This is a genomic window from Corynebacterium callunae, from assembly GCF_046592015.1.
In the GTDB taxonomy this organism is placed as follows: domain Bacteria; phylum Actinomycetota; class Actinomycetes; order Mycobacteriales; family Mycobacteriaceae; genus Corynebacterium; species Corynebacterium callunae_A.
The window spans coordinates 1-20135 of record NZ_JAWVOB010000010.1; the positions used below are offsets into that span (position 1 = coordinate 1).

Here is a 20135-nt window from a genome sequence, read left to right on the forward strand (position 1 = left end):
AACATAATAAAATAAATGGCACACTATTGAGTTCTCAAACAACATACACACACCTCAACAACACTCTTTAAAGGGAGTTTGTTTCGAAGTGGCTCGACATACTGTACTGAAGAGTTTTGATTAAGTCAAAAACTTCAATCAGACTTCTTAATGTCTTTGCCAGTTCGTAACCTTGTGGCTACGTCGCTGGCGTGCTGATTAATTTACCTCGGAGCACACTTTTATACAAATTCCCTGTTCACAGCGGTTCACAGCGGTCCACCGCTAGTGATAACACGCAATCTTGCCGTGTGGACCGTTAATAACCTCAATGGGCGTATTGAAGATTTCGGAAAGAATCTTGTCGTTCATGATTTCTTCGGGAGTGCCCTGTGTAGCAATCTGTCCCCTCTTCACAGCCACGATGTAATCGGCATATCGCGCAGCAAAGTTAATGTCATGCAAAACAACGATGATCGTGCGTCCCAAATCGCGAGCCGCATGTTCCAGGTGTTTCATCATTTCAACTGAATGCGCGATATCCAGATTATTGAGGGGTTCGTCGAGAAGCACGTAGTCAGTTTCCTGGCTGAGCACCATTGCCACGTACGCACGCTGTCGCTGTCCACCGGACAGCTGATCAAGATATCGATCTTCCAATTCCGTGAGGTTAAGGAAGTCAATATATTTGGAAATGATTTTCTCATCCTCGGTGGTGAGCCGGCCCTTGCTATAAGGGAAACGGCCAAAACCAACCAGCTGGCGCACGGTCAGCTTGGTAACAAAGTGGTTTTCTTGGCGCAGGATGGAGAGCACCTTCGCCAAATCCTTGGAAGCAGTAGAGCTGACGTCATAGTTGGCCACGGTAATCGTGCCACTATCGATGCCGAGCAAACGGCCAACCATGGTGAGCAACGTCGATTTGCCGGCACCGTTGGGGCCAACAAATGCGGTAATCCCGCCGGCTGGGATCTGGAGATCGACAGGTCCGATGGAAACTTCGCTGGAATATTCCTTGCGAATGCCGGATAAAGTAATCACAATTTGCCCTTTCGCAGAATGACAATAAGGAAGAGGCTGCCACCGACCATCTCAATGATGATGGAAACAACACCTTGGGCGCGGAACACATGGTTCATGATGAAGTACGCGCCAGAGAGCACCACAAATCCGATCAGTGCAGACATTGGTAGCAGGAATCGGTGATCGTAGGTATCGGCAAATTGGTAGGCCAAGGTTGCTACCAAAAATCCAAGGAAGGTCATGGGGCCCACCAAGGAAGTGGATACTGCCATAAGAACTGACACCAAAATCAGGGTGAATATGGATGCCCGGCGGTGATTCATACCCAAGTTGGTTGCGGTTTCCCGGCCCAGTGCCACTACGTTAAGCGTGCGCGAGCTCAGGAACAGCAGCACCGAAGCCACCACTACCAAAGGAATGGCAATCGGGAAGTATTCCGTTTCGGCATTATTAACGGAGCCAAAAAGCCTGGCGGTGAGAATGTCGAACTCAGAAGGAGTCAAAATCCTCTGCATAAAGGTGGAAATCGAACCAAGTCCACCACCGATCACGATGCCAGCCAACAGCATTGCATGCATATTGCCACGTTTGCCGGTAAGCAGCCAGGTATAAAGTAACAGTGACAATAAGATCATGAGGACCAACTGCCCCACGAACATTTCCAAATTACGGGTTGCAAGCAGCGCTGTTGCACCAAAAAGGAATACCGTGGCGGTATGAATCACTGTATAAAGCGATTCAAAACCCATAATTGAGGGCGTAATAATGCGGTTATTCGTCACTGTTTGAAAAGCAACCGTGGCAAAACCTTGACACACAGCCACAATAATCATGACAAAAACGGCCTGCATGCGTCGTTCTGCAATAAGCGCAAACGCGGGGTGCCCCACCGGCATCGGATTGTCGTACCAGATCAAACCCCAGGTAAAGGCCAGTGCCAGCACCACCAAGCCGGCCATAATCAGCCAATAACGGCGCTTGGCCTTCGCGGTTTGGAAGGCGCCGGAGCTGCGCCGTTCTTTGCTTCTCGACGCCGCCATGTTTCCAGGGCGCATTGCCTCAGCGGACTTCAGGCTTTCACTTTGCTTATCCACGGCCACGCTGCCTCACAATCATGATGAGGAAAACAATGGCACCCAAAATTCCCAGAATTGTTGATACCGGAATTTCAAAAGGCGCAATGATGGTGCGGCTAATCAAATCGCAGATAGTTACTACCGCGATGCCGGTCAAACACACCCACGGCAGATTGGAGCGCAGGTCGTCGCCACGCATCATAGAAACCAGGTTGGGTACAATCAGTCCCAAAAATGGCAGGCTGCCGACCACGACGGTGACAACGCCGGTGGCGATGGCGATCAGTCCGGTGCCAATGAGCACCATGCGGTTATAATTAACACCAACGTTGGTAGCGATCTCTTCTCCCAAACCGGCAACCGTCAGGCGATCGGCAAAGAAGAACACAGCGATAACCACAAAAACGACAATCCACAAGATCTCATACTGTCCACGGAACACAGTATTAAAAGAGCCCGCGAACCAAATCCCCAGCTGCTGCAGCATATTAAATTGCAGCGCAAAGAAGCTCGATACTGAAGACACCACAGCACCGATCATGATGCCGATAATTGGCACGATCAGAGAAGAACGCAGTGTCACCTTTCGCAGGAAAAGGAAAAACACCATCGTTCCAATGAAGGAGAAGATCACAGCACCGATCATGCGATCAAGCACCGATGCCGCCGGAATAAAATACATTACAAAAAGCAGGCCGAGACCAGCCCATTCAGTGGTGCCGGTGGTGCTGGGTTCCACAAATTTATTTTGGGTCAGCAGCTGCATCACCAAACCACACATCGCCATCGCTGCACCGGAAAGGATCAGCGATACGGTGCGCGGAATACGAACAGCCTCAAACATCAGCTGTCCATCGGAGCCGCCAAAAATATCATATTGTCCCGTGAACAGGGATAACACCACGAGGCCAAGCACAAAAATGAGGCCAATCAGCAACTTCCAATCCAGAAGTTTTGATCTGGTGCGTTTGGTACGCCCCTCATGTGAGTGATTGCTGGCAATCTGCGGAGATGTCGAAATAGCCATTAGCGTGACCACTCCCCTCTCCCACAGATACTCGCGAGTGCGCTTAACATTCTAAATACCTGGTTTCCTGCTCATTGCTTAAAAATTAAAAACCGTGCTTTTCGACGAAAACCTCGAGGGTCTCCAACCTAAAAAGATAAGGCTGCCTTGCATATACAAGACAGCCTTACACATTCAAGCCTTACCTAACTAATTGTAGTGGATCGCAGTAGCTCAAGTCTCAATTATTGCTGTGCAGCTTTTTCAAAAAGATCTGCCATGCCATTGAGGATCTCGGTGTAGGTGATGATGTTCTCGTTGGTGTAGGTATCGGCAGGTGCATAGTAAACATCACCAGCGGTAATAGCAGTTACGTTTGCAAGAGCCTCGTTCTTGGAGATGATCTCCTCAGCAGGAACATAATCTGCCTCGTTGCGAGTGCTGGTGCCGCCATCGCGGTCCATAACCAAGATCAGATCTGGGTTTGCAGCAGCGATTGCCTCAACATTGATGTCATCGCCCTCGTGATCGCCGGATGCGCTATCAACTTCCAATGCTGGGGTGAGGCCAACAAGATCAAAAAGAGGTCCAAAGGTACGGCCAACAGACGGAGCGATGTAGCCAATGTTGCCACCGGAGACGTTTACTGCCATGACCTTCTTGTCGGAGATCGCTGCATAAGCGGTCTTGGCGCGCTCGAGTGCGGTATTGAAATCATCAACGAGTTGAGCTGCATCTTCCTCTTCACCGAAGATGGTGCCCAGGGTCTCGGCCTGACGGATAAGTTCCTGGTCCAAAGACTGTCCATCACGAGGGTCTAGCTCCACGAGGGTGGCATCTGGGTTGAGAGCCGCGATGCCATCATAGTACTGCGCAAAACGCTGACCATTGATGATGAGGTCTGGCTGCGCTGCGGTCAGTGCTTCCAGATTTGGCTCATTGTGGGTGCCGATATCTGCAATATCGGCATTTTCCTTGTAGTTGGTCACAGTAAATGGAACCAATGCAATTGGAGCAGCAACCAAGTCAATGCCCCAGCGGTCAAGCAATTCGAAGGAACGGTTATCGGTTGCAGCCACTGCCTCAATTGGCTGTGGGATTTCCTGGGTACCGTGATTGTCCTCAATGGTGATGGACGCTGCGGACGCAGCAGTAGAAGATGACTCAGAGGAAGAACTGCTGTCAGTGCTGGAGCAACCAGCGAGGGAAAGTGCAGCAATTACAGCAACTGAGACGAGCTTAAACCTGTTTTTCACGATTACGTCCTTGACTTCTTGTTTTACACGGATGTACCCACTAAATCCACAGATTAGGTTAGGAGTACCTAAAGAAGAAAATTAACATATCGACTAAACTAAGCCAAACCTTTGCAAGATAGAACACACCCTCAAAGTGGAAAGTTGCAAGTCGCATAGTCTTTGGAATTACCCCCACCAGACCTGATACATGGCTAGGGTTTTGGGCAGATTTTCCTTTTAAGTACCCTTGGGAAACCCAGGAAGTTGTGAGGTTTCTTTCAGAACAGGACTTTAAGTTTTTATGGGCATAGAATTAGCCCTCATTAGAATTATTTACTTAAACTCCGGAGGTTCCCCGAGTGTCAACTGAAACCCAGACTGCCCCACCGAAAGCACCAAATTGGCTCGGTTGGGTGCTATTACTCGGAGGAATTATCGGATTAATCCTCTCCGTAATCATCATGGCCGAGAAACTAAAGATCATGGAAGACCCTGGTTATATCACCAGCTGTGATTTCAACGAGGTTCTTGCCTGCGGCAACGTAATGAGGTCCGGCCAGTCCACCGCTTTTGGAAATATCCCTAACCCCCTCATTGGTATCGCTGGTTTTGCCGCCGTCGCAATGATCGGTGCAGCAATTCTTGCCGGCGGACGCTTCCGTGGCTGGTTCTGGTTCTGCACCCAAATCGGCATGACTTTCGCCATGGCATTCTGCCACTGGCTCGCATACCAGTCCATGGAGATCATCCGCTCCCTCTGCCCTTATTGCATGGGCGTATGGACTGTCTCGATCTTCATGTTCGTCATGGTGACCGTGTGGAATATTAAGACCTTTAGCGGCTACACCGGAGGCTTTGTGCGCGCCCTCGACAAGTACAAGGTGCTTATCGCAATTGTGTGGCTGCTTATCATCGCTGCAATTGCTGTTTGGGAATTCCGCTACATGTTCTAAGACTTCAAGGCACAACCTCCCCAAGGTTGTGCCTTTTTTTGCCAAAAATCCTCCTTAACCGAAGTTAAGGAGGATTTTTGAGTTAGTAGCGGGAGCAGGATTTGAACCTACGACCTCTGGGTTATGAGCCCAGCGAGCTACCGAGCTGCTCCATCCCGCGACGCAACACATAAAGTGTTTGTGCTTCGTTTCCAAAGTGTACACCTATGTAAATGATTTACAAATTAATCATGGTCCCCCCACATAACTAAGAGCAGTCTAAGAATGTTAGAAGAATTACAGCAGAACTCCTTTTGCCCTGATAACCTCCGCACTAGCTTCACTTTCTTATCCCCCAGTCCCGACCCTAGAGGATTTGCCCCATGGATCTCGCAACGCTTCAGCAGATGGCAAATAGTGCCGCCAATTCCGTCCTCGCATTCCCATATCTGATCGAGGCCATCATCGGCACCGTCGCCCTCGCACCATTTTTAGATGTCTTTTTTGCAGAAATCGGCCTTTCAAGCGGTATTTAACCTACTAAAGGAGTCTTAATGCACTACTACGATGTGTTTACAAACTTTTACGCCAACCTTCCCATCGTTGGCAGCATCTTTGGTTTCATCTTCGACGTCATTCGCGGTCTACTGTCCTTCTAAGGCATAGAAAAAGCCCCCTACCTGCGTAAACAGGTCGAGGGCTTTGGTGGAGCTGCCGGGAACTCACCCTGTAAGAGCCATTCTTGCTGTTCAAGACCCATTTTCAACCCGCGCCTCTGCATTGCTTCCCGTAACTTTCCCGTAATGCTCCATCTATTACGAGGTGTACCTCTTAAGACGAGAGCAACACGACGTCCAGAGAAGGGAACCGAGCAGGGCCCTACGCAGTCCAATAGAGACATGATCTATCTCGATACCGAGGACCACCTCTTCCTTGCTCGCGACTATACAGATATAACCTCCCAGCTTCTGGAACACCTCATGGTCGAAAATGATGAAGATCTCAGAGCTTTGGCCGCCGCTTGCCTCCGCTGTACTGACCTCGATGTGATGATCGCCCATACCGAAGACTGACAACATCACTCACTCAGCACGCAAGGTGATCCACAGCCTCGTTGGCACTTGGTAAAGGTTCTCCAACTACCGCGGCTCTTATACCACCTTCAGCTCCATCCGAGAGAGTTGTTTGCACGGCTTCCCAAGGTTTCAGGCCAGATAGTCGAAAAACATACAGTCGCGCCCCTAGAGAGACCTCAGAGCAAGACACGCCGGGAGATCGGGGACATAACTTACAACAAGGTTCTCCCCCATCTATCTACGGAAACCGGAGGCCACTAGTGTCTTGAGGACTAGAAGGGGTGGAGGACTTTGGTGAAGTTACAGTCAGGGCCATCCACGATTTCCATGAAGAGAGCGCCAGCATCCCCATCCTGGACTCTTCAGCCTCGGTGGAGGTCCTCGACATCCCGTTCCACAGGGACAGCGTTCAGTCTATCCAGGTCGACGGCGAACCCTATGTTGTCTTCCGACCCCTGGTCGAGTCCATCGGAATGGACTACGCCGGACAGTTCACCAAGCTAAACGGCAAGTCGTGGGCAACCATTGGGATAAGCCCAATGGTTGGTGCGGATGACCGTACCCGCGAGATGACCACCATCAACCTCAAGACCCTCACGATGTGGCTGGCGACCATTGACGAGGACCGGGTCAATGAAACCTCCCGGCCTCTGGTTGTCGCCTATCAGAACGAGGTGGCCGAGGCCATCGAGTCATACTGGACCAAGGGCACAGTCATCAACCCTCGGGTGGTCGAGAGCAAGCCTCAGGACTTCTCTGAGGTCATCTCGAGTCGAGGCTGCAGCTAGACCTTCTCAAGGCCGCTGAGGGACTGGTCGAACCGGACCACCTACGGGCGAAAGCCACTGTCGTCCCTGCTCGTGGTCTCGGTGAGGCATCCCAGGGCCAACCCTGATGTCGGACGGGACCACCCAGTACACCGACTACTGCTGGCACCTTCTGAGCGGTCCTGAGTACGCCCAGGCAGAAGGTGATGCCACCACAAACTTCTGGAAATGTATGGAAGCCGGAGGAACCGAAGAAACCTGCCGCCAGTAGGCGAAGCTGGCAGGGAGAAGCACTGTGGCATTCACACGGACCTGACTGAAAAACAAGCCCAATGCTGTGAGAGGTCCGGTCCTCTAGATGCTGGGGACGTTGGGGGCTCGTCCGGCTTGGAATAGGGTGTACTCGATGACATCAGTGGGCAGGTCCGGACGCCACCGCTCATGGAGCTGCTCCACCAGGTCGAGATAGCGGGAGTATTCGGAGGTCCGCCATCCAGAAGTCTTTGTCCATCCCAGGGCAGCAGCCACTCTCCTATCCAGGATAAGGGGATGGCGGGTATCAGCCGGGGTAGGTCGACCAGCGGCAAAGTAGAGCAGCTTGGTGAAGAACGCCGGGCCGAGGTACTTGATCCTTGCCTGGCTGTAGTTGTTGAACGTGAAGTACCCCTCATCTGCAGACCCGAGGGAGGCGACCCTCAACCCCTCCAGCAGCTTCCCCGGCGCGCCGGGTTGGTGAAGAGGCTGGACACACCGATACGTCTGCTGCGCGTCAGTACCAGCCCCCCAGGAGCACACCGCGACATAAAAGCTCACGGCGTCCTCTTCCGTCTCCACGGATTCCCCGAACTCGAACAGTCTTTGTCGGGAGACCGAAAGAGCCGGCTCCGACCTCTTCAAGAACCCCGGGAGAGGAAGGTCCTTCGGCCATCTCTTCGTCCAGCGTTCACGATAGAAGATCTCTGTCTGCTGCCATACGGTGTCCGTGGAGACAGCCTCCTCCGGTGACCCCAGAACAGCCAGGGCAACCGAGAGGTTTTCCGGTGACACCGCCATGACGCTTCCTCCGTAAATAGGACCCACCACGTGTGGAGGTCGGACATCTTCAGCCTAACATCGCAGAGACCTTCACAAGACCGTCTTTCCTCTGAAGAGCTGACCCTGCCGCGCCGGGCAGCGTCCTACGGTCCTGAGGCCAGTCGCATCCACTTCCTCACCCTGTCCACGTGCAAAGAACTCCGGCTCCTTCTCTACCTCGATAGGCTGGAGTGACAGACCTGTTCGCAACCCAACCTCACCGGCTTGGAGAGCCTGTACCGGATTCGGCTGGTGACGGAAGTCGGAGGATGTTTCGATGAGTGGTAAACAAGTTCGTCTCGTCCTCGTCGACGGCACCGTCGGCGGGTTGATGACTACCGAGATCCTCAACTGGACCGGCCACATGCTCCGGGCCCGCCGCAAGGACCTCGCGAGGATTAAAAATCGCGAGGAAGCCCAACGAACCGGTGTCTACGTCCTGTTCGGAACCGACGAGGAGGGCGAGCCAGCGTATCTACGGCCACACCCAGGCCGCGGAGTTCTACACCGTCTCTGACACCATCACTGGCCCGGCCCCGTCCGTGGAGGCGGAGGACCTGGACGAAATTGGCTCCCGAATGTACAAACGCTAGACAGTGGGTATTATCACAATTGCCCACTAGAGCAACGCCCCGCCTTGGCCCCCTCCCCCGGAAATCAAGGCGGGGCGTTCCCCCGTTTATGGCCTGGTAGTAGGTAACCTAACGGCTATGACCCCGGTAAATATCACCTGTCCTACGCCCGCGGCCATGTGGGGCATGGACCCCGCTGTGGTGAGCGCCGTCTTAGGTGCTGTTGTTGGTGCTCTCCTAACAGGCCTGGCCACCTGGCGGTCCAACGTACGGGCGGAGAAACGGGACAAACGCCAGCGGCAAATGGAGGCCGTGGCGGAGTTCATCACCACCACGGACACAGCCCTGGCCACCTGGCGCGCTACGTACGCCGCCTTATCTGGCTGACTTAAGGACGCCGCCAACATCTACCAAGCCATGCATTGGCGTAAGGACGAACTGGAGGCCCTTATCCATGCCCACCGGGAGGCTGTGGCCACGTTGGAGCATGGCCTCAACGTCTTGGACCTCCGCCTCACGGACAAAAGCCTCCGTGAAATGGTGACCGTAATGCAGAAATTGGCCACCTCATATACAGCGCGCCTGGACGAAATAGTAAGCGACATGGAGAGAAAGACGGACCTGGTGGACGATGACGGCTACCCGGCCCAAAGCACCGTGGACCGTTTCGGCAATGCCATAATGTCCGCCTTTGGCAACGATGAACGTATGCCGTTTCTCACCACGGAGCCATACGGTAAGGACCTGGACACGGCCCTAGGCAACTTGACCATTTACGCCAGGTATCAGTTGGCCTAGGCCCCTGACGAAAGGAACACCTATGTCCCAGTGGGGACTGGATAACTGGACAAACCTACTGGTTAACCTTGCCAGTGGTTCGCTTGGTGTGCTGGTGACGTTGGGGCCGCCTACATCGGCGAGGGCGACAGTGTCGTCAAACGACTGGACAGCCACAACGCCCAGAAGGATTTCTGGGAGGACGTCGTCATCATCACCTCCAAAGACATGAACCTCACCAAGGCCCACGTGAGGTACCTCGAGTCGGAGTTGATCAAGCTCGCCAAGTCCATCGGCCGGATCTCCCTTATCAACGGCAACGCCCCGACCGGTGGAGCGGCGCTTCCCGAGGCCGATGAGTCCGACATGCACTACTTCATCTCCCAGATACGGATTCTCATGCCGGTCCTCGGCTTCGACATCTTCCGGGGCCGTACCACCCAGGACAGCACCACCCCCGGGACAACCACGGCCACAACCCCCGAGGAGACCACCGCCCCAGTCACCCCTCCGGTAGCCGACGAGGTTTCCGAGTCCTCGGACAGCCCGGTCTTCTACATGAGGACCCTGGTAGGGGCCGACGCCCAAGCCCAAATCATCGACGGTGAGTTCACTCTCTTGGCGGGCTCCGTGATCCCCGCGGTCATGAAGGAGAACCCCAAGATGTCCGAGTCGACGAGGAAACAATTCATCCTGCGTCAGGCCCAGCATGCGAAGGTCCTGGAGGTCGCCACACCCTGCCCCAAACCTGGCCTGGTCCAGCTAGCTAAGGACGTCGTCTTCGCCTCCCCTTCGGCCGCCGGGTCCATTGTCTACGGCCGAGCGAGCGCGAACGGGCGGACCGTCTGGAAGACGAAGACAGGCCAGACCCTGGGGGACTGGGAGCAGGGGCAAACTGCCGACGCATAACCTGTCGACCTTCTCGTCTCTCTGCTTCAGCAGGATCCTTAGCCTGTACTTTGTCCTCTCAACCGCTCGAAGAGACCAAATTCCATAGCCATCTCCACCAGCTTTAGGGTCGTCATCTCCCGGGCGGCCTTGAGGACCTCATTGGAGGATTCTTCGTACTTCCACAGGGCGTCTTCCAGGATGACCTGCAACTGCGGGGAGCTGGCGAAATCGATCTTGGAGTTGTTCTTGGCCTGCACCTCCAACTCCGGGTGGTCGGCGGCTTCAGCCAGCAGGGTCTCGATGAAGCTGACCTTGTACTCGTCCTTGGCCTCCAGGTCGCCGAAGTACTTGTTGACCTTCTCGATCAACTCCGCCTTCCTGGCATGCTCCGATTCCCTCGCCTTCGCCAGGCCGGCCTCGGTCATGCCGTGGAGACCTGGGGCGTCACCGTCGGTGGTGGCAAGTCCGAGGTCGTCTTCTTCCCGGATCTTCTCCAACCGGAAGTGGGTGAGCACCACATCCGAGACATCCACCGGCTCAGGCTTCTCGGCATCTGCGGTGAACTCCCGCAGCAACTTGGCCAGGAGGTCGGCGAAAACGGACATCTTCTCATAGCGTGGGTCTCCGAAGTGGAGGATCTGGCTGAAAAACGAGTAGGCCTTGACGTACTGGGACAGCACCGCCTTGAAGTCGAGCAGCTCCTCCCGTCGCTCCTCATCCTGGGCCAGCACCGCCTGGTGCCAGGCGTTTTCGAACCTCTCCACGGCAGGTGCCAGGTGGGCTGAGAACTGGGCGTGCTTGCGGGCCATGGTGGTCGGTTTCGCCGACCAGTCGGCCCACACCTGATCGACCTCTGACCAGGTGAAGATGTGCTGGGCCTCCAGCTTGGCGATCAGATCAGCAACCAGGTCCGGGTCGGACTCGGTTTCGATATGGGCGGCCTCGTAGAAGGTCTTAAACGACTCGAGGATCCGCTCAGCGTCGTTGACGAAGTCGAGGACATAGGTGTCGGTCTTGCCCGGTGCCCGGCGGTTGAGCCGCGACAGGGTCTGCACCGCGGCGATACCGGAGAGCTGCTTATCGACGTACATGCCCACCAGCAGGGGCTGGTCGAACCCGGTCTGGTACTTGTTGGCCACCACAAGGATGTTCTGCCCATCCTGGGCGAACACACTGGCCAGCTCCCGCCCCTTGAGAGCTGGGTTCATGCTGGTTTCGGTGACCATCTTCTGCGGGGTGCCGGGTAGGGAGGAGACATCCGGGTCGGGGACTTCCCCGGAAAATGCCACCAGCGTCTGTAAAGGCAGGCTCCGGTCCGTGATCGCCTTGTCGAAGGCCCGGGCATAGCGCACCGCAGCTGCCCGGGAATCGGTGACCACCATGGCCTTGGCCCGACCACCCAGGTGGGGTTGGACGGTGGAGCGGTAGTGGTCGAGGATGACATCGACCTTGGAGGCGACGTTCGTGGGGTGCAGTTCGACGAAGTTGATGTAGGCGCGGGTGCCCTGTCGAACATCCACCTCCCCATCCTCAATATCTCCTCCCCGCGTGCCCTGTGCCCCGTCGGCCTCGGTGCCGGCGGTGGTGCCCTTGAGTGCCACGCGGGCGGCCATCTCGTAGGTGGTGTAGTTCTTAAGCACATCGAGGATGAAGCCCTCCTCGATGGCCTGCTTCATCGGGTACAGGTCAAACGGCTCCAACTTCTGGGTGACCGGGTTACGCCGGCCGAACAGCTCCAGGGTCTTCGCCTTCGGGGTGGCGGTGAACGCGAAGTAGCTCAAGCGCTTGTCCGCGTCACTGTGGGCCGCCATCGCCGCCAGGGCATCCTGGTCAGCTCCTGGTTCCTCCAGGTCAAACTCCTGGGTGTCCTGGGTGAGGTAGAGCATCTCCCGGACGGCCTTCGCGGAACTTCCCGTCTGAGAGGAGTGAGCTTCATCGGCGATGATCGCGAACCGCTTTCCCGCCAGCTGCTCCTGGTTCGCCGGGTCCTTCAACGCCGCCAGAGCATGGGGGAAGGTCTGCAGGGTCACTCCGACGATCTTCGCCGTCCCACTGGTGAGCACCTGCGTCAACCGGGCCGTCTTCGACCCACCACCCGATTCGATGGCCTGGAAGGTCCCGGCGACGGTCTCCAGCTGCTGGACGGCGTCCTGAAGCTGACGGTCAAGGACCTGCCGGTCAGCGATGACGAAGACGGTGTCAAAGACCTTCTCCCCTGCCTCGTCGTGGAGGGATGCCAGGCGATGGGCGGTCCAGGCAATCGAATCGGTCTTCCCCGACCCGGCGGAGTGCTGGATGAGGTAGTTGTGCCCCGGGCCCTCCACTGCGGCCGCCGCGGCGATCTTGGACACTGCCCGCCACTGGTGGAACCGGGGGAAGCGGATCTGGGAGGTGGTCGTCACCTTGCCGGTGATGGGATCGGTCTTCGTCTGGTGGTTGGTGTAGATGAACTTCGTCAGAATCGTCAGCCACGTGTCGCGATAGAGGATGTCCTCCCAGAAGTAGCTGGTGGCATGCCCCGTCTCTGAGGGCGGGTTGCCGGCCCCGCCGTTGTGGCCCTGGTTGAACGGCAAAAACACCGTCGACGGTCCATCCAGGCGGGTGGTCATGGCGATGCGACGGTCGGTGACCGCAAAATGCACCAGGGCGCCACGTCCGGCAGTCAGGAGGGGTTCTCCCTTGGGTAGGCGCTGGGTGCGGTACTGGGTCATTGCCTGATCCAGCGATTGGGTGAACTCCGTCTTGATCTCCACAGTGGCCACGGGGATGCCGTTGACGAACAGGGTCAGATCCAGCCGGTTGCCGTGCCTGGTGGAGTAGACGAGCTCCTCGACGACCCGGAGACGGTTCTGCTCGTACCGTTTGGTCAGGCGGGGGTTTTTGTCGTTGGCCGGCGGCATCTGCAGCAGGCTGAACTTCTTGACCCCAGCCACATCGACACCGTTGCGCAGGACGTTGAGGGTGCCACCGCCGTGCTTTTCCTCCGAGCCAAGCTTTTTGGCCACCCGGTCGAGAATCCGGTTCTGCCCCTTGGCCACCGCTGCTTCGGGGGCGTCCTTGGGCACGATCCGGTGGTAGTTGTCCGGGTCCGTCTCCTCCAGCCAACCCAGCAGGTCGGGGACGAACAGGGCACGCCCTTTGTCGTAGCCCTCGTTTCCCTTCGACGCCAGCCACCCGTGGGAGGCGAGGTGATCGACGACGAACCGCTGGAGGTTGACCTCCCGATGAGCACCGACACTCATACGTGGACCTCCAACTCATCCCGCAGCTGCTCCGCAGCCGACATACCCTGGGCAGTCACATCGATCTGACCGGTGACGGCAGCAGAAATAAGAGCTGCTCGGCGTTCCACAGCCAGTGTTCTCGCTTCTGCGGACAGCGCCTGAGAAGCATCGATGTTTTTCTGCACTCGATCCAACTCCTCGATTACTTCCGACTGTTTTGCTAAGGAGGGACGTGGAATACGATAAGTACCAAATTTTTGAGCACTGACATTCTGAATCGTAGCCACGGTGGCATTCGCTGCGATCCAGTCTTTGTACTTGGTTGTCTGGAGAGCATGCCAAACAAAGCTGGCTTCCACTCGATTCTGACAACGTGCGCGAACTAAGTATCCCGCAAAACAAGCCTCGGGCAACGAGTCAGGAACCATAAATGCTTTCCCCACTGTCGCCCCAGAACGAGCTAGAAGGATATCGCCCGGGGCAGTCATATACCCTGCGGCCGCCTCATATGGCAAAGAAGTAGCTACCTCAGGTCGGAGATCCCCCTCGGCTCCGAAATCAGTGATTCTTAGGTATCGGACTTCACCGGGGTCGAAATGATTAGCGGCTGCAGTTGCCCCATAACTTAAAGGTATTTTGAGCCAGCGCTTCAGGGGAACAGGATTCGAAGAGTCTAAGAGGGCAAGAAATGTTCGATCCCGTTCTGCATCAAGGCGGTGGGATAAAAGGGTGGAGTAGTCATCGAGGTCTGCTATGAAGGCGTCGATTTCGGCGGTTTCTCGGTCGAGATAATCCGCAATCGCTCGTTGCTCGCCCTCAGGAGGGAGTACAACCGGCAGCAACTTAGCCTCGGCATAATTTAAAGATTGCCTCAATCCACCCCCCAGGGAGTAGAACACCTTCGCCAAGTCCATGGCTCTCATGAAATAAGCAAGATAGCGGGCCTCTATGGCCACAGGACGGACGGAAACGTATGCGGAAGTAATGATCCCAGATTGTTTTACCAATCCGGTACGTAGACTTCGCTTGTCATTTTGTAAGTCTGTGAGTCGAAAAACTACGTCTCCCGGTTCGACAGTGTTGTACGTTTCGAAGGATTCCGGAAGCAGTCCATCGACAGACTCGATGTCCTTAGAAATGATGTTTCCGTAGCTCAACGACAACAAGTCGGTGTTCCGATTGCCAATATTTCTTTGTTTAACCGGATTAGCGACACTGCCTAGACGGGCTACTCGATATCTCTGGGGGAGCTTTTCAACCCAGCCTAATTCTCGAGGAAGCTGTGAAGAATTCATGCTTTCACCTGCTCGAGGCGGGCCCGGATGCGGCCGAGGACTTCGTCGAGGTCCCGGTCGATGTCTTCCAGGGGGCGTGGGGGGATGTACTGGTAGAAGTGGCGGGTAAACGGAATTTCCACGCCTTCCTTCGTCTTGGTCTCATCGATCCAGGCATCGGGGACGAAGGGGATAACTTCGCGTTCGAGGTAGTCGTGGATGTCCTGGTCCCAGGGGACGTTTTCGGTATCGCGCAGGCTGGGATCAGCCTCGGGCTTGCCTGCCTTGGTCACCAACTCACCGTGGTCATCGTGTTCGCCAAGTTCGGTGAGGACAGCCTTGAACACGGCCGGTGTGAGGACGAGCCCCTCCTCGGCAAGAACCTTCTTGAGGTCCTTGGTGAACTGGGCCCGGTTAGTGGACACGACCCCGCCAGTGGCCTTCTCAGCGCCTCTCAGAGCCGTGTGGAGGGCTTCCTGCTCCCACTCCTCAAGCTTGGCCACAGGCTTGGCAGTAAGTGCCCTGTCGATGCGCTGGGCGGTGAAGGCGTAGTTGAGCTTCAGCGGGCGCTCCACGGTGATGGTGCGGTAGTAGAAGTCGGTGGTGTCGAAGATCTTCGAGTGCTCGGACCCAACGAAGTCCCCGTAGAGCGTGGCGATGGTGGCGATGTTGTCTTCGGAGAGCATCTTGCGTTTGGAGCCAATGGACTTACGCATCTTGACGAACATCTCGGTCGCGTCGATCAGCTGGACCTTGCCCTTGCGGGCGGGGTCTTTGTCCTTGTTGAGAATCCAGATGTAGGTGGAGATGCCGGTGTTGTAGAACATGTCCGTCGGCAGGCCGATGATCGCCTCAAGATAGTCATTGTCAAGCACCCATTTGCGGATGCTGGATTCCCCGGAACCTGCCCCACCGGTGAACAGTGGGGAGCCATTGAGAACGATGGCTCCGCGGCCGGCAGCACCACCTTCCAGGCCGGGTTCACGCAGCTTGGAGACCAAATGCATCAAAAACAGCAGGGATCCATCGGAGACCCTCGGCAGACCAGGGCCGAAGCGCCCGGCGTAACCGGCGATCTCGTGTTCGCGCTCAACGGCTGGCTTATCCTTCTTCCAGGCCACACCAAAGGGTGGGTTGGACAGGGCATAGTGGAAGGTCTGGTCCTCGAACGCCGGGTTGGTTAGGGTGTTGCCGAGTGCGATGTTGGTGATCGGTTGGCCTTTGACGACCATGTCGGCTTTGCAGATGGCGTAGGACTCGGGGTTGATTTCCTGGCCGAGGAGGTTGACTTGGGCGTGTTTGTTGAAGTGCTTGATCTTGTTGTCGGCCGCCGAGAGCATGCCGCCAGTGCCAGCGGTGGGGTCATAGACCGAGCGGATGACCCCTGGGGTGGTCAGATCAGCATCCCCGTCGAGCAGGATGGTGACCATCAGGTCGATGACCTCCCTGGGGGTGAAGTGCTCACCAGCGGTCTCATTGGAAGCCTCAGCGAACTTTCGGATGAGCTCTTCGAAGATATGGCCCATGACCTCGTTGGTTACGGCCTCGGGGCGAAGATCCGCTTTAGCGAAATGCTGGAGAATCTCCAACAGCAGGTCATTGTTGGACAGATCGATGATGGTCTCGTCGAACTTGTACTGGTCGAAGATGTCCCGGACGTTCGGGGAGAACGCGTTGACGTAGTCGCGGAGGTTCTCTTCCAGGTTGTCGACGTCACCCTGCAGGGAGGTCAAGTCATGCCGAGACCGGTTGTAGAAGGAGTAGTCGTGGCCCGCCCGGTTGCGCAGCATGCCCGCTGACGGTGCCTGATCAGGGTCAAGGCCTTCGATGGCTGCTAAAACCGCTTGCTTGGTGGGGGCGAGGACTCCGTCAAGGCGGGCAAGCACGGTGAAGGGCAGGATGATGTTGCCGTACTGGTGTTGCTTATAGGTTCCGCGGAGCAGATCAGCTGCACTCCAGATAAATGAGGCGTGGTTAAACACAAGCCACCTGTCTTTCACTTGAATCGAGTTTCCTTCCACTTTAGGCAGATCACTCGATGTCACCTAGATGACTCCCCTATTTAGCAACCCTCCCCTACCACCCGTCTACGTCGACAACGTCGAGCACTAGATGATTGATTCCAGGTGTTTAGTGGTCGTACGCGACCAGGGACCGCAGCACAAGCTAACCGGTGGCGTGGTTATTCCAGATCACTACAGTCAACGCCCACAACCGCCGAACAATCCAACTGATCACCTCGGAAAAGGTCGGCCACCGCCGCCCTCCAGGCACAACCGGCCTTTCAACGTGTCACACACCGACTCAACACTCAGCTGTTAAGGCTTAAGAACCTGTCTGCTTGGCCTGGCATTTTCCGCTTTTCTGACCGGCCGGATCACCTCGACCCCACCACCTACGAGCTCATCCTCTAACCACGCACCGTTGTAACCCTTGTCAGCCATGATCACCTGGCCCGCAGGCACTGGCACCGGCACCGTATCCAGCATGGCCAGCAAGGTTGCGCATTCGTCTGCTTCCACCCCGATGACTGCGTAACCGACCAGCATCCCGTGCAGCGTGGAAATCAGATGCAGCCGCAGACCCCAGAAGAACCTCGAGTGGGAGGCACAATAGCCGTACTTGATGACGCTGCCAGATCCAACCGGGGCACCGTTTGGCGGGAGTGACCGCATTCGACCGGGGTGGAGCCCACGACTCAGACACCATCGCCCAACAAGCCGGTGCTGTTGGCTAGGAACGCCAGGATGTGCTGCGTACCCGCAATGAGGGCGCGTTGGCGCTTATGGTAATCGGACTGCTGGGGCAGATACGGGAAGAAGCTGGTCAGGATTGTGTGGACGTATCTGACGACGCGGCGTTCCGAGGTAAAGCCGAGCAGGGTTTCCATGATCGCCAGAACAATCGGTTGCGCATCGCTGAACTGGGGTGGGAATTCGGAGGGCCGCCGAACGAGCAGGAGATCGAGGTGGGTATGAGGTAGTCGTCGGTGGCGCCGTGCAGGGCTATAGCGAGAGTGTTGAGATCGTTGTCCACAACTTCGATTCTTCGACACTCTCGCTTTGTCTAATGAGCAGCGACTCTCCCAGAATCAATCTGGGAGGTAAGGTTATCCTGCGGGTACTGTTGAAGGTCTTTTATAGTCAATCTGATGATCTCTATGTTGGCACGCGGATGTGCGTTAAGTACCCTCTACGTGCGCGAGGCGGGTCTGTTAACAATACCGCTCCCACATATATTTTCATGGTGGAAACGGATGCTGGCACCACGATACAAAAATGATCTGGTCGGGGCGGTCAAGCCGGCGCCAGCGGCATTGCGGTAACCAATGCGGTAGAACGTCGCCAGCCATATATGAGGTTCCTCCACGCGGGTGGGGTACGGCATCATCTTGCCTTCATGGTTGGGGTAGTGCCGTTGTCGATCACCCCACTAGGAACGCAGTTAATCATTCCTTGGGGGTGTTGCAGTACCCGGGGCTGGGCGTGGTGAAGTCCACGGCGGTGGGGCCTCCCAATCGTTGGTGTGATCGGTCACCCGGCGCGACCATGTGCATGAGCACCAGGGCGTGCCGGGTGGTGAGGGGCCGGCGATAGCTGTGTAACCGTGCGCGTGCACCTAGTCGGTTACACCTCGTTTATGCAGGTCAGTGGGAATTTGCCAGTGTTTTTGTAACCGTTGAAACCAGTTTTTCTATATAAGCTATCTAATTACCTTTTGAAGATTTACTAGTTACATTGGTTACAATGAAGGTAAATATTGGTATTGAGCTGGGGTTATGGGCTGTAACCGATGGGTGTAACCGGTGTGTAACCGACTGCTCCCAGTGGTTACAGCCCCTGTCACTTGGCCATGCTCGGGCGGTGCCAGTACTTTTGAACCCCGTATGCGCCACGGGTAGCTCTATCGGGCTTAACCCACCCTAGGGACTGCAACGCGTTGGTAATCCTCTTACCGTGACGGTACTGATTGTAGCTGTCCTTACTTCCGTCTAGGCACTCTAGCCACACTTCCATGGCGCATACCCTGTGCTGCCGGCCCGTCGCGCCGGGGGGCTGCTGGAAACTGTCACGCTTACTTTCCTGCACATCGTCCCACTCCTCGGATACAGGCCTATCCAGCCATTGGCCTATGGTGCCCTCCCATTCATCAACCTGTCGCGCCTCTCCCTGCCTCTGCTCGGCAACCTCCACCAACTCATCAGTGAGATAGGTTGGCTCCCCCGCATGGTGATAATGCAGGGCCTCTGCCCACACCAGGGCAACGTGTTCCTCGGTGAGACTGAACGGGCTGTGTTGACGGGTGGGGGAACATGTCACAGGCCAGAAACGCCGGTTGCCCGTCACATCCCGTAAGTATTCATCATCGTTTGTTGTGCCAACGAGCACGTAGCCACGCGGGTGGTCTTCAGCGTCCACTGCATACGCTGCCCGGTAGCGATCAACCTGTGTAGTGATGAATCCTTTCACGGCGTTGGTTTCCGTCTTGTTCATGCCTACCAGTTCGGGCACTTCCACAAACCAGGAACCCAGGGTTTTTTCTGCTGCTTTTTTCGGATCATCCATATCTGAGATACCCAATTGGTCGGTGAACCAGCCGTTAGCTACCCGGCGCACTAACTCCGATTTCCCTAGGCCTTGGGCACCTGATAGCACCAACATGGTGTCATGCTTGCAACCAGGGGTGTAGGCGCGCCTAATGGCTGCTATGAATGTCTTACGCGTCACTGCGCGGATATAGCCACTGTCTTCTGCCCCCAGGTAGTCCACCAACATGGTGTCCAGGCGTCGCACTCCGTCCCAGGCTGGCAGATTGTTGAGGTAGTCGCACACCGGGTGAAAGGAACGAAAAGTGGGTAGTGCTGCCAAGGCTTCATCAACCATGCGGGCACTGCTGATTCCTGCAGTAGACCCCAGATAAATTCGTAGCGTTGCCCGTGTGGCTGCATTAACCGTTCCCCCACCTGCCCAGGGCAGTGGCGCCCCGGGCATGACATCTAGGCGTTCTGCCAGTTGATTATAGGCAAGTCCGCGTAGCGCAGGGTTTGCAAAGATGGCTAGTAGCGCCCTGTTATCCATGGTGTTTTCCCACTCATGGGGCACAGGGTTTCCCTTTTCATCAACGGTATCGGCGGGAGGCGTGAGGTCTTGGGGCACTTGAATTTCCCCACTGGCTATACGTTCTTCCATCGGTGGTGTTGGTTTCAGGTCAATCTCTTCCGGCATG

19 protein-coding genes and 1 tRNA gene are annotated in these 20135 nt (G+C 56.0%); 10 read left to right on the forward strand and 10 right to left on the reverse strand.

Annotated features, from left to right (window positions below; all coding sequences use genetic code 11):
- Nucleotides 1–264: 264 nt before the first annotated feature.
- From SFC07_RS10850 to SFC07_RS10865, 4 genes are all read right to left on the reverse strand, one after another.
- Nucleotides 265–1020 (reverse strand): ABC transporter ATP-binding protein, encoded by a 756-nt coding sequence (locus SFC07_RS10850; RefSeq protein WP_411208278.1) that lies wholly within the window; start codon nucleotides 1018–1020, stop codon nucleotides 265–267.
- Nucleotides 1017–2057 carry an iron chelate uptake ABC transporter family permease subunit gene (locus SFC07_RS10855; protein ID WP_411208406.1) on the reverse strand — a complete coding sequence of 347 codons (1041 nt, stop codon included), beginning with the start codon at nucleotides 2055–2057 and terminating at the stop codon, nucleotides 1017–1019. Before SFC07_RS10855 ends, SFC07_RS10850 begins: the two co-directional genes overlap by 4 nt.
- Before the next feature lie 31 nt (nucleotides 2058–2088).
- A complete protein-coding gene (locus SFC07_RS10860; protein WP_411208279.1) occupies nucleotides 2089–3105 on the reverse strand; it encodes an ABC transporter permease in 1017 nt (338 codons plus the stop codon).
- A gap of 224 nt (nucleotides 3106–3329) precedes the next feature.
- On the reverse strand, nucleotides 3330–4343 hold the full coding sequence (locus tag SFC07_RS10865) for a siderophore ABC transporter substrate-binding protein (protein ID WP_411208407.1): 1014 nt from the start codon (nucleotides 4341–4343) through the stop codon (nucleotides 3330–3332).
- 338 nt (nucleotides 4344–4681) lie between these two features.
- Here SFC07_RS10865 and SFC07_RS10870 point away from each other — a divergent pair, with 338 nt between their 5' ends.
- On the forward strand, nucleotides 4682–5275 hold the full coding sequence (locus tag SFC07_RS10870) for a vitamin K epoxide reductase family protein (RefSeq protein WP_411208280.1): 594 nt from the start codon (nucleotides 4682–4684) through the stop codon (nucleotides 5273–5275).
- An 86-nt stretch (nucleotides 5276–5361) separates the two neighbouring features.
- Here SFC07_RS10870 and SFC07_RS10875 read toward each other — a convergent pair.
- A tRNA-Met gene (locus SFC07_RS10875) sits at nucleotides 5362–5435 on the reverse strand.
- A 202-nt stretch (nucleotides 5436–5637) separates the two neighbouring features.
- Between SFC07_RS10875 and SFC07_RS10880 the strand changes: the two genes are divergently transcribed.
- From SFC07_RS10880 to SFC07_RS10895, 4 genes are all read left to right on the forward strand, one after another.
- Complete coding sequence (locus tag SFC07_RS10880) at nucleotides 5638–5790, forward strand: hypothetical protein (RefSeq protein WP_411208281.1); 153 nt, start codon at nucleotides 5638–5640, stop codon at nucleotides 5788–5790.
- Nucleotides 5791–6153: 363 nt separating this feature from the next.
- Nucleotides 6154–6327, forward strand: a complete 174-nt coding sequence (locus SFC07_RS10885) for a hypothetical protein (RefSeq protein WP_186365955.1) — start codon at nucleotides 6154–6156, stop codon at nucleotides 6325–6327.
- 284 nt (nucleotides 6328–6611) lie between these two features.
- A complete protein-coding gene (locus SFC07_RS10890) occupies nucleotides 6612–7118 on the forward strand; it encodes a phage antirepressor N-terminal domain-containing protein (protein ID WP_411208282.1) in 507 nt (168 codons plus the stop codon).
- Nucleotides 7119–7224: 106 nt separating this feature from the next.
- A complete protein-coding gene (locus tag SFC07_RS10895; protein WP_411208283.1) occupies nucleotides 7225–7368 on the forward strand; it encodes a hypothetical protein in 144 nt (47 codons plus the stop codon).
- An 83-nt stretch (nucleotides 7369–7451) separates the two neighbouring features.
- Here SFC07_RS10895 and SFC07_RS10900 read toward each other — a convergent pair whose 3' ends face one another.
- Complete coding sequence (locus SFC07_RS10900) at nucleotides 7452–8150, reverse strand: hypothetical protein (protein ID WP_411208284.1); 699 nt, start codon at nucleotides 8148–8150, stop codon at nucleotides 7452–7454.
- A gap of 298 nt (nucleotides 8151–8448) precedes the next feature.
- Here SFC07_RS10900 and SFC07_RS10905 point away from each other — a divergent pair, with 298 nt between their 5' ends.
- The 4 genes from SFC07_RS10905 (at nucleotide 8449) to SFC07_RS10920 (ending at nucleotide 10429) form a co-directional block, all read left to right on the forward strand.
- The gene (locus SFC07_RS10905; RefSeq protein ID WP_411208285.1) at nucleotides 8449–8688 is read left to right on the forward strand and encodes a hypothetical protein; all 240 of its coding nucleotides are present in this window, start codon (nucleotides 8449–8451) and stop codon (nucleotides 8686–8688) included.
- A gap of 193 nt (nucleotides 8689–8881) precedes the next feature.
- Complete coding sequence (locus SFC07_RS10910) at nucleotides 8882–9130, forward strand: hypothetical protein (RefSeq protein ID WP_411208286.1); 249 nt, start codon at nucleotides 8882–8884, stop codon at nucleotides 9128–9130.
- Between the two features lie 30 nt (nucleotides 9131–9160).
- Nucleotides 9161–9541, forward strand: coding sequence for a hypothetical protein (locus SFC07_RS10915; protein ID WP_411208287.1), 381 nt, complete (start codon nucleotides 9161–9163; stop codon nucleotides 9539–9541).
- Between the two features lie 207 nt (nucleotides 9542–9748).
- Complete coding sequence (locus SFC07_RS10920) at nucleotides 9749–10429, forward strand: DUF4357 domain-containing protein (RefSeq protein ID WP_411208288.1); 681 nt, start codon at nucleotides 9749–9751, stop codon at nucleotides 10427–10429.
- A gap of 38 nt (nucleotides 10430–10467) precedes the next feature.
- On the opposite strand, the gene SFC07_RS10925 is transcribed toward SFC07_RS10920, so the two are convergent.
- The 3 genes from SFC07_RS10925 to SFC07_RS10935 are packed head-to-tail and all read right to left on the reverse strand — an operon-like array spanning nucleotide 10468 to nucleotide 16891.
- Nucleotides 10468–13653: a type I restriction endonuclease subunit R gene (locus SFC07_RS10925; protein ID WP_411208289.1), complete on the reverse strand. Its 3186-nt coding sequence runs from the start codon at nucleotides 13651–13653 to the stop codon at nucleotides 10468–10470.
- Nucleotides 13650–14930 carry a restriction endonuclease subunit S gene (locus SFC07_RS10930; protein ID WP_411208290.1) on the reverse strand — a complete coding sequence of 427 codons (1281 nt, stop codon included), beginning with the start codon at nucleotides 14928–14930 and terminating at the stop codon, nucleotides 13650–13652. Before SFC07_RS10930 ends, SFC07_RS10925 begins: the two co-directional genes overlap by 4 nt.
- Nucleotides 14927–16891 carry an N-6 DNA methylase gene (locus SFC07_RS10935; RefSeq protein WP_411208408.1) on the reverse strand — a complete coding sequence of 655 codons (1965 nt, stop codon included), beginning with the start codon at nucleotides 16889–16891 and terminating at the stop codon, nucleotides 14927–14929. Before SFC07_RS10935 ends, SFC07_RS10930 begins: the two co-directional genes overlap by 4 nt.
- 767 nt (nucleotides 16892–17658) lie before the next feature.
- Between SFC07_RS10935 and SFC07_RS10940 the strand changes: the two genes are divergently transcribed.
- Nucleotides 17659–17892 (forward strand): hypothetical protein, encoded by a 234-nt coding sequence (locus tag SFC07_RS10940; protein WP_411208292.1) that lies wholly within the window; start codon nucleotides 17659–17661, stop codon nucleotides 17890–17892.
- An 859-nt stretch (nucleotides 17893–18751) separates the two neighbouring features.
- On the opposite strand, the gene SFC07_RS10945 is transcribed toward SFC07_RS10940, so the two are convergent.
- The gene (locus SFC07_RS10945; RefSeq protein ID WP_411208409.1) at nucleotides 18752–20134 is read right to left on the reverse strand and encodes a VapE domain-containing protein; all 1383 of its coding nucleotides are present in this window, start codon (nucleotides 20132–20134) and stop codon (nucleotides 18752–18754) included.
- Between the last annotated feature and the right edge of the window lies 1 nt (nucleotide 20135).

Excerpts from the sequence above, each read along its gene's own strand:
- SFC07_RS10920 (WP_411208288.1), top strand. The coding sequence starts at position 9,749 with ATGAACCTCACCAAGGCCCACGTGAGGTACCTCGAGTCGGAGTTGATC.
- SFC07_RS10910 (WP_411208286.1), top strand. The coding sequence starts at position 8,882 with ATGACCCCGGTAAATATCACCTGTCCTACGCCCGCGGCCATGTGGGGC.
- SFC07_RS10905 (WP_411208285.1), top strand. The coding sequence starts at position 8,449 with ATGAGTGGTAAACAAGTTCGTCTCGTCCTCGTCGACGGCACCGTCGGC.
- SFC07_RS10930 (WP_411208290.1), bottom strand. The coding sequence starts at position 14,930 with ATGAATTCTTCACAGCTTCCTCGAGAATTAGGCTGGGTTGAAAAGCTC.
- SFC07_RS10945 (WP_411208409.1), bottom strand. The coding sequence starts at position 20,134 with ATGCCGGAAGAGATTGACCTGAAACCAACACCACCGATGGAAGAACGT.
- SFC07_RS10915 (WP_411208287.1), top strand. The coding sequence starts at position 9,161 with ATGCATTGGCGTAAGGACGAACTGGAGGCCCTTATCCATGCCCACCGG.
- SFC07_RS10860 (WP_411208279.1), bottom strand. The coding sequence starts at position 3,105 with ATGGCTATTTCGACATCTCCGCAGATTGCCAGCAATCACTCACATGAG.
- SFC07_RS10885 (WP_186365955.1), top strand. The coding sequence starts at position 6,154 with ATGATCTATCTCGATACCGAGGACCACCTCTTCCTTGCTCGCGACTAT.
- SFC07_RS10855 (WP_411208406.1), bottom strand. The coding sequence starts at position 2,057 with ATGCGCCCTGGAAACATGGCGGCGTCGAGAAGCAAAGAACGGCGCAGC.
- SFC07_RS10880 (WP_411208281.1), top strand. The coding sequence starts at position 5,638 with ATGGATCTCGCAACGCTTCAGCAGATGGCAAATAGTGCCGCCAATTCC.
- SFC07_RS10925 (WP_411208289.1), bottom strand. The coding sequence starts at position 13,653 with ATGAGTGTCGGTGCTCATCGGGAGGTCAACCTCCAGCGGTTCGTCGTC.
- SFC07_RS10895 (WP_411208283.1), top strand. The coding sequence starts at position 7,225 with ATGTCGGACGGGACCACCCAGTACACCGACTACTGCTGGCACCTTCTG.
- SFC07_RS10900 (WP_411208284.1), bottom strand. The coding sequence starts at position 8,150 with ATGGCGGTGTCACCGGAAAACCTCTCGGTTGCCCTGGCTGTTCTGGGG.